The following is a 14,224-nucleotide window of genomic DNA, read 5'->3' as shown; positions in this document are numbered from 1 at the left end:
CATGGCGCTCTCCCCGCTCAACCAACGCCGCTGGCGCAACTTCAGGGCCAACCGCCGCGCCTACTGGTCGCTGATCCTGTTCTCCATCCTTTACGGCATCTCGCTCTGCGCCGAACTCGTCGCCAACGACAAACCGCTTCTCGTGCAGTTTCGTGGCGAATGGCACGCGCCTTTCCTGCGCTTCTATCCCGAAACCGCCTTCGGGGGCGACTTCCGCACCGAGGCGAAATACAAGGACATCGAGGTGCAATGCCTCATCATCGCCGCCGGCTCCGAAGCCTGCTGGGATGACCCCGCCGCCATTCTGGCCGAGGCCAAGGCTCAAGGCACAGCCGCGGGAGAGCCGATCGAACAGGGGCGCATCATCTGGCCCCTCGTGCCCTACAGCTTCAGCACCATCAACGACATCGGCAAGGCCGCGCCTTCGGCCCCCGACGCCCAGCACTGGCTTGGCACCGATGACACCGCCCGCGACGTGCTGGCCCGCGTCATCTACGGTTTTCGTCTCTCGGTCAGTTTCGCGCTGATCGTCACCGTGCTGACCAGCATCATCGGCATCGCCGCGGGCGCGGTGCAGGGCTATTTCGGCGGTCTGACCGACCTGATCTTCCAGCGCATCATCGAGATATGGGGGGCGACGCCCTCGCTTTACGTCATCATCATCGTGGCCGCGATCTTCACCATGAACTTCTGGATACTGGTCGGCCTGATGGTCCTGTTCGGCTGGACGGCGCTTGTCGGCGTGGTGCGCGCCGAATTCCTGCGCGCGCGCAATTTCGAATATGTCCGCGCCGCCCGTGCGCTGGGGGTGCCCGATGTCGTCATCATGTTCCGCCATGTGCTGCCCAATGCGATGGTCGCCACGCTGACCATGCTGCCCTTCATCATCACCGGCACCATCGGCGCGCTCACCGCGCTCGATTTTCTGGGCTTTGGCCTGCCCTCTTCGTCCCCGTCCTTGGGCGAGATGACGCAGCAGGCCAAGCAGAACCTGCAAGCCCCGTGGCTTGCCTTCACCGCGTTTTTCACCTTTGCCATAATGCTGTCCTTGCTGGTCTTTATCTTCGAAGGCATCCGTGACGCCTTTGATCCGCGAAAGACCTTTCAATGAGCGTGCTTGCAGTCGAGGACCTGAAAATCAGCTTCCGGCAAGATGGCCGTCTGGTGCAGGCAGTGCGCGGCGTGTCCTTTACCGTGGGCAAGGGAGAAACCGTGGCGCTGGTGGGCGAGTCGGGGTCCGGCAAATCGGTGACCGCCCTGTCCACCGTGGGACTGCTCGGGGACAACGCCATCGTCGAAGGTTCTGTCACCTATCAGGGCAGCCAGATGGTCGGCGCGTCCGAACGCGATCTGCGCAGGGTGCGCGGCAATGACATCAGTTTCATCTTTCAGGAACCGATGACCAGCCTCAACCCGCTGCACACCATCGAACGGCAGTTGGGCGAAAGCCTTGCGCTGCATCAGGGGCTGGTGGGGCAGGCGGCCCGCGCGCGCATCCTTGACCTGCTGCAAAAGGTCGGCATCCGCGATGCCGAAAGCCGCCTCGGGGCCTATCCGCACCAGCTGTCCGGCGGCCAGCGCCAGCGGGTGATGATCGCGATGGCACTGGCCAACGGCCCCGAACTGCTCATCGCCGATGAACCCACCACCGCGCTCGACGTGACCATTCAGGCGCAGATCCTCGACCTTCTGGCCGATCTGAAACGCTCCGAAGGCCTGTCCCTGCTGTTCATCACCCATGACCTCGGCATCGTGCGCCGCATCGCCGACCGCGTTTGCGTGATGCAGGGCGGCGAGATCGTGGAACAGGGCCCGACCGCCGAAATCTTCGCCAACCCCCAGCATCCCTACACCCGCAAACTGCTCGCGGCCGAGCCGAAGGGCCTGCCCGGTCCGGTGCCCGCCGATGCGCCCGAAGTGGTGCGCGCGCAATCGCTGCGCGTCTGGTTCCCGATCACCGCAGGCTTCCTGCGCAAGACGGTGGGCCATGTGAAGGCGGTCAATGACGCCACCCTGACGGTGCGCGCGGGCGAAACGCTGGGGATCGTGGGCGAAAGCGGGTCCGGCAAGACCACGCTGGCACTGGCCATCCTGCGGCTGGTGCCCTCGACAGGGCCGATCGTGGTTCTGGGGCGCGACATATCGGACCTGTCGGGCCGCGCCCTGCGCCCCGTGCGGCGCGATATGCAGGTGGTGTTCCAGGACCCCTTCGGCAGCCTGTCTCCCCGCATGACCGCCGAGCAGATCATCGCCGAAGGTCTGGCGCTGCACGGCACCGACACGCCCGCGCAATCGCGCGAGAAGGTCGCCGCCATCATGACCGAGGTGGGCCTCGACCCCGCCACCATGTCGCGCTACCCGCACGAGTTTTCTGGCGGGCAGCGCCAGCGTATCGCCATCGCCCGCGCCATGATCCTGCGCCCGAAACTGGTGGTGCTCGATGAACCCACCTCGGCGCTGGACATGACGGTGCAAGTGCAGATCGTCGGGCTCTTGCGCGAGTTGCAGCGCAAATGGGGGCTGGCCTATATCTTCATCAGCCACGATCTGCGCGTCGTCCGCGCCCTGTCGCATCAGGTGATGGTGATGAAGGCGGGCGATGTGGTGGAACAGGGCGATGCCCGCGCTGTCTTCGATGCCCCCGCCTCCGACTACACCCGCGCGCTCATGCTCGCCGCTTTTGGCGACATGGCCGCGGCAAGGGCAGAGGCCAAGCCGTGAAGATCCTGTTCCTGCACCAGAACTTCCCCGGCCAGTTCCTGCATCTGGCCCCGGAACTGGCGCGGCGCGGGCATGATGTTCTGGCGATGACCGATGCCAAGAACAACCGCCAGTCCAGCGTGAAAACCCTGCGCTACAAGCATGATGCAGGCACCGTCGACCCCGCGCAGACCCGTCTGGGCCGCAACTATACCCAGATGTCGGATCGCGGCGTCACCGTTGCCCGCGCCTGCGCGCGCCTGCGCGATACCGAGGGCTATCATCCCGATGTCATCTTCGGCCATTCCGGCTGGGGCGAAACCCTGTTCCTCAAGGAAATATGGCCGCAGGCGAAACTGATCGTCTATGCCGAGTTCTACTATCGCGGCGTCGGGGCCGATGTGGGCTTTGACCGCGAATTCGCGCCCTATGGCCTCGATCAGGTGATGATCACCCAAGGTCGCGCCGCCCATCTGGGCCAAGCGCTTCTGCATGCCGATGCGGCCCTTGCCCCCACCGCATGGCAGGCCAGCACCTACCCCGAGGCCCTGCGCCCGATGATCCGCGTCATCCATGATGGCGTCGATTGCAGCGTGATGCGCCCCAACCCGCAGGCAAGCCTGACCCTGCCGGATGGCCGCATTCTGCGCGCGGGTGATGAGGTTCTGACCTTCGTGAACCGCAATCTGGAACCCTATCGCGGTTATCACACCTTCATGCGCGCGCTGCCCGATGTGCTGCGCGCCCGCCCCGATGCCCATGCGGTGATCGTCGGCGGCGACGAGGTCAGCTATGGCGCGCCCCCCAAGGGCGCGAAGGGCTGGAAAGATCTGATCCTGTCAGAGGTGCAGGATCGCCTGCCGATGGACCGGGTGCATTTCATGGGCAAGGTGCCCTATCCGGTCTTCGTCTCGATCATGCAGATCAGCCGCGCCCATGCCTACCTGACCTATCCCTTCGTGCTGTCATGGTCGATGCTGGAGGCGATGGCGGCGGGCTGTCTGGTGGTCGGCTCCGACACCGCACCGGTGGCCGAGGTGTTGCGGCATGGCGAAAACGGCCTGCTGGTGGATTTCTTCGACATCGCCGCTTGGTCGCAGACGCTGACGGCCGCGCTGGCCGATCCCGACCGCTACGCCCCCTTGCGCGCCGCCGCCCGCGCCACGGCGCAACGTGACTATGACCTGCGCGGCATCTGCCTGCCGCGCATGGTCGATTTCGTGGAAAGCTTCGGCCCGCAGGCCTAGGCGGCCTTGGCCTGCGAAAGCTCGCCCAGCACCTCGGCCGCGATGGCGAAGGACCGCAGCCTTGCGCTGTGGTCATGGATCATGCCCGTCACCATCAGCTCGTCCGGCTGGTAGCGGTCGATCATCGCAGACAATTCGCGCCGGATCGTCGCGCGCGACCCCACCGCTGCCACCGACAGCGCCGCATCCACCCCCGCCCGCACCTGCGGCGGGATATGCGCGTCGATATCGGTCACCGGACGCGGCAGCTTGCCGGGCTTGCCCGTGCGCAGCCGCGCAAAGGCCAGCATCTGCGACGTGCGCAGCACCTGCGCCTCGGCGTCCGTCTCGGCGGCGCAAACCCCTGCCGCCATCATCGCATAGGGCCGCGCCAGAAAGCGTGACGGGCGGAAAGTGGCGCGATAGGTGGCCAAGGCATCCTCCAGCATCGCGGGCGCGAAATGCGACGCAAAGGCATAGGGCAGGCCCAGATAGGCCGCCAATTGCGCACCATAAAGGCTGCTGCCCAGAATCCACACCGGAACCTGCGTGCCTTCCCCCGGAATGGCGCGCACGGCGGCCTCCTCAGGGGCTGCGTCGAAATAGCCGATCAGTTCCACCACATCCTGCGGGAAGCTGTCCTCGGGGGCCATATGGCGGCGCAGCGCACGCGCTGTCGCCATGTCGGTGCCGGGCGCGCGGCCCAGGCCCAGATCGATCCGGCCCGGATACAGCGTCTCTAGCGTTCCGAACTGCTCGGCCACGACCAAGGGGGAATGGTTGGGCAGCATGATCCCGCCCGCGCCCAGCCGGATGGTCTTCGTGGCCCCCGCGACATGCCCGATCACAATCGGCGTCGCAGCCGAGGCAATCCCCGGCATGTTGTGATGTTCGGCCAGCCAGAAGCGGTGATAGCCCGACGCCTCGGCCAGCTGGGCCAGTTCCACCGTATTGGCCAAGGCTTGCGCGGTGCTGCTGCCTTCGGGGACGGGCGAAAGATCGAGAAGCGAAAAATGATGCATGGCGGTATCTCCTGCCGGTAAACCTAGGGGCAGGACCCGCGCAATGTAAGGGCCGGACGGTCAGACCGCCGCGGAATGCTTGGCCTTCGTCTGGTCATAGGCATCAAAGACCCGTGCCACCATCCGCGTCAGGGGCCGCCCCCGCGGCGGAATCGACAGCCCCTCCGCCGTCAGGTCCACCATGCCGTCAAACGCCTCTGCCGCGTTCCGCAGCAGGCCGTCCAGCCGTTCGGGCGTGACCGCGAAATCCCGCAGGATCTCGGCGCGGCTGACGTGGAAATCGCACATCAGCGCCTCGATGATCCGTGCCCGCATCCGGTCTTCGCCCGCGAACACATGCCCGCGATGGGTGGAAAACACACCGTCACGCACCGCCTTGGTGTAATCCGAGGTGCCGCTGACATTCTGCGCAAACCCTTGCGGAAACCGGCTGATCGACGATGCGCCAAGGCCGATCAACACCGGCGCCGTGTCGTCGGTATAGCCCTGAAAGTTGCGCCGCAGCGTTCCTGCCGCCAGTGCCTTGGCCATGCCATCGGCGGGGCGCGCGAAATGGTCGATCCCCACATCGACATAGCCATCCCAGCGGAACAGTTCTGCCGCCGTCTCGAACAGCCGCAGCCGTTCTTCCGGCGTCGGCATCGCATCGGACGGGATCATCTGCTGCCGCCGGCTCATCCACGGCACATGGGCATAGCCATAAAGCGCCACGCGGTCGGGTGACAGCGTCAGCAGCTTCTGCACCGAATCCGAGATCCGCGCCGTGGTCTGGTGCGGCAGGCCATACAGGATATCGGCATTCAGGCTGCCGACACCGCGCGCGCGGATCATGTCGGCCACCTGCCGTGTCAGCTCGTAGCTTTGCTCGCGCCCGATGGTGGCCTGAATCAGCGGGTCAAAATCCTGCACCCCGATCGAGGCGCGGTTCATCCCCGCCGACACCAGCGCATCAAGCCGCGCGGCGTCAATCTCGTTCGGGTCGATCTCGACCGAGAATTCGGCCCCATCCCCCAGCGGCACCGCCTCGAACACCGCCGCCGCCAGCCGCTCCATCTCGGGCGCGGGCAGCAGGGTGGGCGTGCCGCCGCCCCAATGCAGGCGCGACAGGGTGACCCCGCGCGGCAGATGGCGGCGCAGCATCCCGATCTCTGACAGCAGGGTGCGCGCATAGGCCACCACCGGCCCGTCGCTTTGCGTGCCTTGCGTGCGGCAGGCGCAGAACCAGCACAGCCGCCGACAGAAGGGCACATGCAGATACAGCGAGATCGCCGCCCCTTCTGGTATCTCCTCGACCCAGCGGGTAAATATGGCCGCGTCCACTGTCCCGCCAAAATGCGGGGCCGTGGGATAGCTGGTATAGCGCGGCACGCGCGCATCAAAGAGACCCAAGCGGGCAAGTTGCGGATCATGTGTCATTCCCCTATCCTGACGGGGCACAGCCAGAACCGCCTTGATGCAGATCAACTCCAGGAAAGGGTCGCCATGTCCATTCACCGCGACATCCGATCACCCAGCCAAGACTGTGGTGCCTGCCCCATCCGCCACCGCGCGGTCTGCGCCCGATGCGAAGCTGATGAACTGGAGCAGCTGGAACAGATCAAATACTACCGCAGCTACGAGGCGGGCCAGACCGTGATCTGGTCGGGCGACAAGATGGATTTCGTGGCCTCGGTCGTTACCGGCATTGCGACGCTCACACAGACGATGGAAGATGGCCGCCGCCAGATGGTCGGCCTCTTGCTGCCATCAGATTTCGTGGGCCGTCCCGGGCGCTCCTCCGCGGCCTATGACGTGACCGCGACCACCGACCTCGTGATGTGCTGCTTCCGCCGTAAACCGTTCGAGGAGCTGATGGCCAGCACGCCCCATATCGCGCAGCGGCTGCTGGAAATGACGCTCGACGAACTCGATGCAGCACGCGAATGGATGCTGCTTCTGGGCCGCAAGACCGCGCGCGAAAAGATCGCGTCGCTTCTGGCGATCATCGCCCGCCGCGATGCCAGTCTGAAAGAGCCGCGCGCCAATCTTGGCTCCATCACCTTTGATCTGCCGCTCACGCGCGAGGAAATGGCCGATTACCTTGGCCTGACGCTGGAAACCGTCAGCCGCCAGATGAGCGCGCTGAAACGCGACGGCATTATCAGGCTGGACGGCAAACGCCATGTCACGATACCGTCTTTCGACGCGCTGATGGATGAGACCGGAGATGACAGTGACGGCGGCTTTCTCGTTTAAGATCGGGGCTTTGGCCTTGGCTCTGATGGTGCCTGCGCAGGCGGCGCTTGCCAAGGACGTGATGCGCTGCGGCTGGTATGCCAACCCCACGCCGGGCAACCACTGGCTGACCGACCGCGACGCCACCTGGTATATGTCGATGCAAGGCGCGCCCGAAGTGCCGGGCTGGCTGGACCTTTCCGAATCGTCCTTCGCCTTTGACGACTCCAACTGGGTGCGCACAAACGGCTATTACGGCTATGGCTGTGCCTGCGTGACGGGCCGGTTCGGTGACGCTGCAGAGGGAGAGGTGCTGCTCGTCAGGAAGATGAAGGCGCTGCCACTGTCACGCTGCGAGACAGACCCGAACCTGCCCGGGGCCGAGGCCGAAGGCTGATCGCCCCCAGCCCCCCCCTTTGTTAGCGGGCCATAAGAACCGGCACGTCAGCGCCTTCCAGCATGTTGCGCGTCGCGCCGCCCAAGATCGCCTCGCGAAAGCGCGAATGGCCATAGGCCCCCATCACCAGCAGATCGGCGCTGACGTCGCGCAGGTGGCGTTGCAGCACATCCGACACGCGCGGCAGGGTGCGGGCCAGCACCGTCACCTCGGCACGCACCCCGTGGCGCACCAGCATCTGGCACAGCATCCCGCCGGGGTCTGACCGTTCCGGCCCGTGCACCGGCGGGTCAATCACGGTGATCGTCACCTGATCGGCCTGCTTCAGCATCGGCAGCGCCGCGCGCACCGCCGCCATTGCCTCACGGCTCTGGTTCCACGCCACCACGACGCGCGTGGGCGATGCGCTGGACAATCCGCTTTCGGGCAAGACCAGAACCGGAGCGCAGCCTTCGAACAGCGCAGCCTCGATCACGGCTTCGGCCTCGGGCCCCTGTTCTTTGCCATAGGGGCGGGGCAGCACAACCAGATCGGCAAAGCGCGCGCGCTGCGCCACCAGATCGGTCAGCGCCCCGAACTGGGTCACCGCCGCCTCGATCCCCACGCGCAGGCCCGGCGCCTCCGCCAGAACGGCAGCGCGCACCGCCTTTTCCAGCAGGCGTGCATCCTCTTCGGCGCGGTCTTGCGCGACCTGCATCAGCACCGCACCCGAGCCGATATAGGAATAGCCCACCTGCGTGCGATCGACGCCCAAGGCCAGCACATCCAGATGCGCATCGTTCTGCGCACAGAGTTTCGCCGCCGCCGCAACGGTCAGCGGCACCTGCGCAGCTTGGGTGGCAGCGGTAAAGATCGATTTATAGGTCATGGAAATGGACTCCTGTGGCTGGTTTCCGTGCGTCCCCATGCTCAACCCTGAGTGATGACGTCGCATTGACCTTTATCATCCGCAAGAACAGGGTTGCTTGATATGGATCAAGGCCGCACCGCCCCCGCTCGCACACAAGCACATGTGTCGCAAAGTGCGTGGACAGTTCCCCGAATCAATAAGGGGCCAGATCCAGCCAATGACGAAGGGACGCGGAATGTGGGATTATCTTAAACTGGTCGTATTGGGCCTCATCGCCCTGGCGGCGGCGATTGCCTCCAACTACGCCTGGGATCTGGCCTATCAGGTCAATGCAATCATCGTCATGCTGGCGGCAGGCATCACCTTTCTGGTGGTGCTCCGCGGCATGGACGAGGTGAAAACAGTCAACCAGAACGAATACATGGATGGGGTGGTGCGCGCAGGCGTCATCGCCACAGCCTTCTGGGGCGTCGTCGGCTTTCTGGTCGGCGTCGTCATCGCCAGCCAGCTTGCCTGGCCCTGGCTCAACTTCGAGGCGTTGCAGGGCATCGGCAACTTCGGCCGCCTGCGCCCGCTGCACACAAGCGCGGTGATCTTCGCCTTTGGCGGTAACGCGCTGATCATGTCGTCCTTCTATATCGTGCAGCGCACCAGCGCGGTGCGGCTCTGGGGCGGCAATCTTGGCTGGTTCGTGTTCTGGGGATGGCAGCTTGTCATCGTTCTGGCCGCCACCGGCTATATCCTCGGCGGCACACAGTCCAAGGAATATGCGGAACCCGTCTGGTATGTCGACATCCTGATCACCGTGGTCTGGGTCGCCTTCCTTGCGGTCTTTGCCGGCACGCTGATGAAGCGCAAGGAACCCCACATCTATGTGGCCAACTGGTTCCTGCTGGCCATGATCATCACCATCGCCATGCTGCACCTTGTGAACAACATGGCCATTCCGGTCTCGGTCTTCAGCTCGCAATCGGTGCAGGTCACCGCAGGCGTGCAGGATGCGATGATCCAGTGGTGGTATGGCCATAACGCGGTGGGCTTCTTCCTGACGGCGGGCTTTCTCGGCATGATGTATTATTTCGTGCCCAAGCAGGCAGAACGCCCGGTCTACAGCTACAAGCTGTCGATCATCCACTTCTGGGCGCTGATCTTCCTCTATATCTGGGCCGGTCCGCACCACCTGCACTACACGGCGCTGCCCGACTGGGCCTCGACCCTTGGCATGGTGTTCTCCATCATCCTGTGGATGCCAAGCTGGGGCGGCATGATCAACGGCCTGATGACGCTCTCGGGCGCATGGGACAAGCTGCGCACCGATCCGGTCATCCGCATGATGGTGGTGTCCATCGGCTTTTACGGCATGTCGACCTTCGAAGGCCCGATGATGTCGATCAAGGCGGTGAACTCGCTGTCACACTATACCGACTGGACCATCGGTCACGTCCACTCCGGCGCTCTGGGCTGGAACGGCATGATCACCTTCGGCGCGCTCTACTTCCTTGTGCCGCGCCTGTGGAACCGCGAGCGGCTCTACAGCCTGACGCTGGTGTCATGGCACTTCTGGCTCGCCACCATCGGCATCGTGCTCTACGCCTCGGCCATGTGGGTGTCGGGCATCATGGAAGGCCTGATGTGGCGCGAAGTCGATGCCAACGGCTACCTCGTGAACGCCTTCGCCGACACAGTGGCCGCCAAATACCCGATGTATGTTGTCCGTATGCTGGGGGGGCTGCTGTTCCTCGCCGGGTCGGTCATCATGTGCTACAACCTGTGGATGACCGTGCGTGCGCTGCCCAGTCGGGTGACGACACACGCGGCTGTTCCTGCTGAATGATAAGGGGGCAGGACAATGGCTTTTCTTGACAAACACAAGGCAATCGAAACCCATGCCACGCTGCTGATGGTGCTCAGCCTTCTGGTTGTGTCCATCGGCGGTCTGGTGCAGATCGTGCCGCTCTTTTACCTCGAGAACACCATCGAAAAGGTCGAAGGCGTGCGCCCCTATACGCCGCTGGAACTCACCGGGCGCGACATCTACATCCGCGAAGGCTGCTATGGCTGCCACAGCCAGATGATCCGCCCGATGCGGGACGAGGTGGAACGCTATGGCCATTACAGCCTTGCGGCGGAATCGATGTATGACCATCCGTTCCAGTGGGGCTCCAAACGCACCGGGCCGGATCTGGCACGGGTGGGCGGGCGCTATTCCGACGAATGGCACCAGGATCACTTCATGGATGCCAAATCGGTCGTGCCGGAATCGGTGATGCCGCCCTACGGCTTCCTGTTCAACCGCGTGATCGACGGCAGATACATTGAAAACGTGGTCAAAACCCATGCGATGGTGGGCGTGCCCTATACCAGCGACATGATCGCCAACGCCCGCGCCGATTTTCTGGCACAGGCGAACCCCGACGGCGACTCCTCGGGTCTGCAATCGCGCTATGGCGCGGCGGCAGTGCCGAACGGGGCCGACGTGAACGTGCGCAACTTCGACGGCCAGCCGCAGCTGACCGAAGCCGATGCGCTGATCGCCTACATGCAAGTCCTTGGCACGATGGTCGATTTCTCGACCTTCACGCCAGACGCCAGCCGCTAGGAGGGGAGCCATGGAAACCTACAGCTTTCTGCGCCAGTTCGCCGACAGTTGGGCGCTCTTGTCGCTGTTCCTGATCTTCCTCGGCGTCGTGGTCTGGGCCTTCCGGCCCGGCAGCCGCGGCGTCCATGACGAGGTCGCGAACTCGATTTTCCGCAACGATCGGAAACCCGCCCCGGCGGATGAGCCGAAATCCAACGTGAAGGAGGCGTGACACCATGTGCGCCAAGAAGGTTACGCAAAAACCGGCCGAGGTGAAGACCACCGGCCACGTCTGGGATGGGATCGAGGAATATGATAACCCGATGCCGCGCTGGTGGGTCTGGGTGTTCTACGCCACCATCGTCTGGGGCATCGGCTACACCATCGCCTATCCGGCATGGCCGCTGATCTCGGGGGCCACGCCGGGGCTGCTCGGGGCATCGACCCGCGCCGATGTGGTGGCCGAAATCAAGCGTTTCGACGATGCCAACGGCCCCATAAAGGCGCGTCTGGTCCAGGCCGACATGACCACGGTCTCGCAAGATGCCGAACTCATGTCCTTTGCCCAGAACGCCGGGGCCGCCGTGTTCCGCACCAATTGCACCACCTGTCACGGTTCGGGGGCAAACGGCATCGCGGGCAAGGGCTATCCCAGCCTGCTCGATGATGACTGGCTTTGGGGCGGCGATATCGAGAACATCCAGACCACCATCACTCACGGCATCCGCAACACCACCCACCCCGAGGCGCGCTGGTCGCAGATGCCCGCCTTTGGCGCCGATGGCATCCTCGAGCGTCCGCAGATCGCCGAGGTGGTGGAATATGTGCTGAAGATGTCGGGTCAGGACCATGACGCAACGCTCGCCTCGGTGGGCGAGGCGGTCTATCTCGACAACTGCGCCGCCTGCCACATGGAAGACGGCTCGGGCGATATCAACCAGGGCGCGCCCAACCTTGCCGATGCGATCTGGCTTTACGGTGGCTCGCGCGAGGCGATCACCTACACGGTCGTCAACGCCCGCTTCGGCGTCATGCCGGGCTGGAATGACAAGCTGACCGAGGATGAAATCCGCGCCGTGTCCCTCTATGTGCACAGCCGCGGCGGCGGCCAGTAAGGTTCGCCGCAGGGCTGCGCCGGCTCCGTGCGGCCCCCGCAAGACACCAGCAGCACCCGGGCCACCGGGTGCTGTTTTGCCCCGCCTGCCTTCCGGCCCCGCCAGCATGGTCCCGCGCCGATCTGCCACATCGAAACCTGCATCTGCGCCACGCATTTTTGATACAGGTCAATGTCGCGCCGAAGGTGTGGGCATAGCAAGGCATTGAACAGCCAAGATCGGATTCCTTCGTGAGCACCCCAGACGCCACCGAGCCCCCCAGCCTCTACGCCGCGCGAGAACCGATTTTTCCCCGCCGCGTCTATGGCAAGTTCCGCAATCTGAAATGGTGGCTGATGGCGCTGATGCTGGGCATCTACTACGTCACCCCGTGGATCAGATGGGACCGCGGGCCGAACCTGCCAGATCAGGCCGTCCTGCTCGACCTCGCCCATCGGCGCTTCTTCTTCTTCATGATCGAGATCTGGCCGCACGAATTCTACTTCGTCGCGGGCCTACTGGTGATGGCGGGCCTTGGCCTGTTCCTGTTCACCTCGGCGGCGGGGCGGGTCTGGTGCGGTTATGCCTGCCCGCAAACCGTCTGGACCGATCTCTTCATCCTTGTCGAACGCTGGGTCGAGGGCGACCGCAACGCGCGCATCCGCCTGCACCGCCAGAAGTGGAACGGCGAGAAGATCCGCAAACGCGCCGTGAAATGGTCCGCCTGGTTCCTGATCGCGATGGCCACCGGCGGCGCATGGGTGTTCTATTTCACCGACGCGCCCACGCTTCTGGTGGACCTGTTTACCGGACAGGCCAGTGCCATCGCCTATCTTACCGTGCTGATCCTGACCGCCACCACCTTTGCCTTCGGCGGCTTTGCCCGCGAGCAGATCTGCATCTACGCCTGCCCGTGGCCCCGCATTCAGGCCGCGATGATGGATGAAGACACCCTGACCATCGCCTACCGCGACTGGCGCGGAGAGCCGCGCGGCAAGTTGCAAAAGGGCGAGATTGCTGCGGGGCAGGGCGACTGCATCGACTGCATGGCCTGCGTCAACGTCTGCCCGATGGGCATCGACATCCGCGACGGCCAGCAACTGGCCTGCATCACCTGCGGCCTGTGCATCGATGCCTGCAATGACACGATGGACAAGATCGGCCGCCCGCGCGACCTGATCGGCTATCTCGCGCTGACCGACGAAACCGCCGAGCGCGCGGGCGTGCCGCCGAAGTCGGTATGGAAACACGTCTTCCGCCCGCGCACCATCCTCTACACGCTCCTGTGGTCCGGCGTCGGGATCGGCCTGATCGTCGCGCTGTTCCTGCGCTCTCCGATCGAGGTGAACGTGACTCCGGTGCGCAACCCCACCTTCGTGACGCTCTCTGACGGCACCATCCGCAACGCCTATGACGTGCGCCTGCGCAACAAGCAGGGCACCGACACCGTGTTCACCCTCTCGGTGCCCTTCGAAACCGGCCTGTCGCTGGAACTCGAAGGCCTCTCCGGCCCCTCGGTCACCGTCAACGCCAATGAAACCCTGTCGCAGCGCGTCTATCTGAACGCCCCGCGCGGCTCTGCCCCCGCAACCCAAGACCGCACGCCCATCCGCATGTGGTTCGAAGAACGCGGCACGACGAACCGGGTCCACCATGATACCGTGTTCAACGGAAAGGAAGAATGATGTCGGAATTCACGGGCCGCAAAATGGCCATCACCATGTTCAGCTTTTTCGGCGTGATCATCGCGGTCAATTTCCTGATGGCCTACAAGGCGGTCAGCACCTTTCCGGGGCTGGAGGTGCAGAACTCCTACGTTGCCAGCCAGCATTTCGACACCAACCGCGCGGCGCAGCGCGCCTTGGGCTGGACGATGACTCCCGATTACGACGCTGCCGAAAACCGCCTCTATCTCGCCTTCACCGATGCGCGCGGCAATCCCGCCACGCTCTCTGAACTGTCGGTTCTGGTGGGCCGCACCACCGAGGCCAAGGATGACCAGCGCCCCGAGTTCACCCCCGCCGCCGGGCTCTGGACCGCGCCGCTCGACCTCGCGCCCGGCAGGTGGATGCTGCGCGTCGAGGCCCGCTCTGCCGATGGCACGCTGTTCGCGCAGCGCGTCGGCATTCTGGTCGAGGGCTAG

General features: G+C 64.4%; 14 protein-coding genes. 11 read left to right on the top strand and 3 right to left on the bottom strand.

The window, feature by feature from the left end; genetic code table 11:
- Position 1 precedes the first annotated feature (1 nt).
- From G3572_RS07380 to G3572_RS07370, 3 genes are read left to right on the top strand one after another with little or no spacing between them, the layout of a single operon-like run.
- Positions 2–1,111 (top strand): ABC transporter permease, encoded by a 1,110-nt coding sequence (locus G3572_RS07380; protein WP_164610351.1) that lies wholly within the window; start codon positions 2–4, stop codon positions 1,109–1,111.
- Positions 1,108–2,721, top strand: coding sequence for an ABC transporter ATP-binding protein (locus tag G3572_RS07375; protein WP_164610349.1), 1,614 nt, complete (start codon positions 1,108–1,110; stop codon positions 2,719–2,721). Before G3572_RS07380 ends, G3572_RS07375 begins: the two co-directional genes overlap by 4 nt.
- Positions 2,718–3,947: a glycosyltransferase gene (locus G3572_RS07370; RefSeq protein ID WP_164610347.1), complete on the top strand. Its 1,230-nt coding sequence runs from the start codon at positions 2,718–2,720 to the stop codon at positions 3,945–3,947. Before G3572_RS07375 ends, G3572_RS07370 begins: the two co-directional genes overlap by 4 nt.
- Here G3572_RS07370 and G3572_RS07365 read toward each other — a convergent pair.
- The gene (locus tag G3572_RS07365) at positions 3,944–4,948 is read right to left on the bottom strand and encodes an LLM class flavin-dependent oxidoreductase (RefSeq protein ID WP_164610345.1); all 1,005 of its coding nucleotides are present in this window, start codon (positions 4,946–4,948) and stop codon (positions 3,944–3,946) included. The two genes, G3572_RS07370 and G3572_RS07365, sit on opposite strands and share 4 nt — an antisense overlap.
- A 60-nt stretch (positions 4,949–5,008) precedes the next feature.
- Positions 5,009–6,364, bottom strand: coding sequence for an oxygen-independent coproporphyrinogen III oxidase (gene hemN, locus G3572_RS07360; RefSeq protein ID WP_164610343.1), 1,356 nt, complete (start codon positions 6,362–6,364; stop codon positions 5,009–5,011).
- Positions 6,365–6,430: 66 nt separating this feature from the next.
- Here hemN and fnrL point away from each other — a divergent pair, with 66 nt between their 5' ends.
- A complete protein-coding gene (gene fnrL, locus G3572_RS07355; protein ID WP_164610342.1) occupies positions 6,431–7,183 on the top strand; it encodes a transcriptional regulator FnrL in 753 nt (250 codons plus the stop codon).
- Positions 7,155–7,559, top strand: coding sequence for a DUF4087 domain-containing protein (locus G3572_RS07350; RefSeq protein ID WP_164610340.1), 405 nt, complete (start codon positions 7,155–7,157; stop codon positions 7,557–7,559). Before fnrL ends, G3572_RS07350 begins: the two co-directional genes overlap by 29 nt.
- Positions 7,560–7,581: 22 nt before the next feature.
- Here the strand turns inward: G3572_RS07350 and G3572_RS07345 are convergent, their stop codons facing one another.
- Positions 7,582–8,427: a universal stress protein gene (locus G3572_RS07345; RefSeq protein WP_164610338.1), complete on the bottom strand. Its 846-nt coding sequence runs from the start codon at positions 8,425–8,427 to the stop codon at positions 7,582–7,584.
- Positions 8,428–8,644: 217 nt separating this feature from the next.
- Here G3572_RS07345 and ccoN point away from each other — a divergent pair, with 217 nt between their 5' ends.
- The 6 genes from ccoN (at position 8,645) to G3572_RS07315 (ending at position 14,224) form a co-directional block, all read left to right on the top strand.
- Entirely contained in the window at positions 8,645–10,243 is a 1,599-nt protein-coding gene (ccoN, locus tag G3572_RS07340) for a cytochrome-c oxidase, cbb3-type subunit I (protein ID WP_164610336.1), read from the top strand.
- A 15-nt stretch (positions 10,244–10,258) separates the two neighbouring features.
- Positions 10,259–11,008, top strand: coding sequence for a cytochrome-c oxidase, cbb3-type subunit II (gene ccoO, locus G3572_RS07335; protein ID WP_164610334.1), 750 nt, complete (start codon positions 10,259–10,261; stop codon positions 11,006–11,008).
- A gap of 10 nt (positions 11,009–11,018) precedes the next feature.
- Positions 11,019–11,219, top strand: coding sequence for a cbb3-type cytochrome c oxidase subunit 3 (locus G3572_RS07330; protein ID WP_164610332.1), 201 nt, complete (start codon positions 11,019–11,021; stop codon positions 11,217–11,219).
- A gap of 4 nt (positions 11,220–11,223) precedes the next feature.
- Positions 11,224–12,102, top strand: a complete 879-nt coding sequence (ccoP, locus tag G3572_RS07325) for a cytochrome-c oxidase, cbb3-type subunit III (RefSeq protein WP_164610330.1) — start codon at positions 11,224–11,226, stop codon at positions 12,100–12,102.
- A gap of 230 nt (positions 12,103–12,332) precedes the next feature.
- The gene (gene ccoG / locus G3572_RS07320) at positions 12,333–13,766 is read left to right on the top strand and encodes a cytochrome c oxidase accessory protein CcoG (RefSeq protein ID WP_164610328.1); all 1,434 of its coding nucleotides are present in this window, start codon (positions 12,333–12,335) and stop codon (positions 13,764–13,766) included.
- Positions 13,766–14,224 carry a FixH family protein gene (locus tag G3572_RS07315; RefSeq protein WP_164610326.1) on the top strand — a complete coding sequence of 153 codons (459 nt, stop codon included), beginning with the start codon at positions 13,766–13,768 and terminating at the stop codon, positions 14,222–14,224. Before ccoG ends, G3572_RS07315 begins: the two co-directional genes overlap by 1 nt.

This window comes from Pseudotabrizicola algicola, from assembly GCF_010915705.1.
Taxonomy (GTDB): Bacteria; Pseudomonadota; Alphaproteobacteria; order Rhodobacterales; family Rhodobacteraceae; genus Pseudotabrizicola; species Pseudotabrizicola algicola.
Note: the sequence above shows the minus strand (reverse complement) of the source record. Positions and strands in the feature narration are given on the sequence as shown.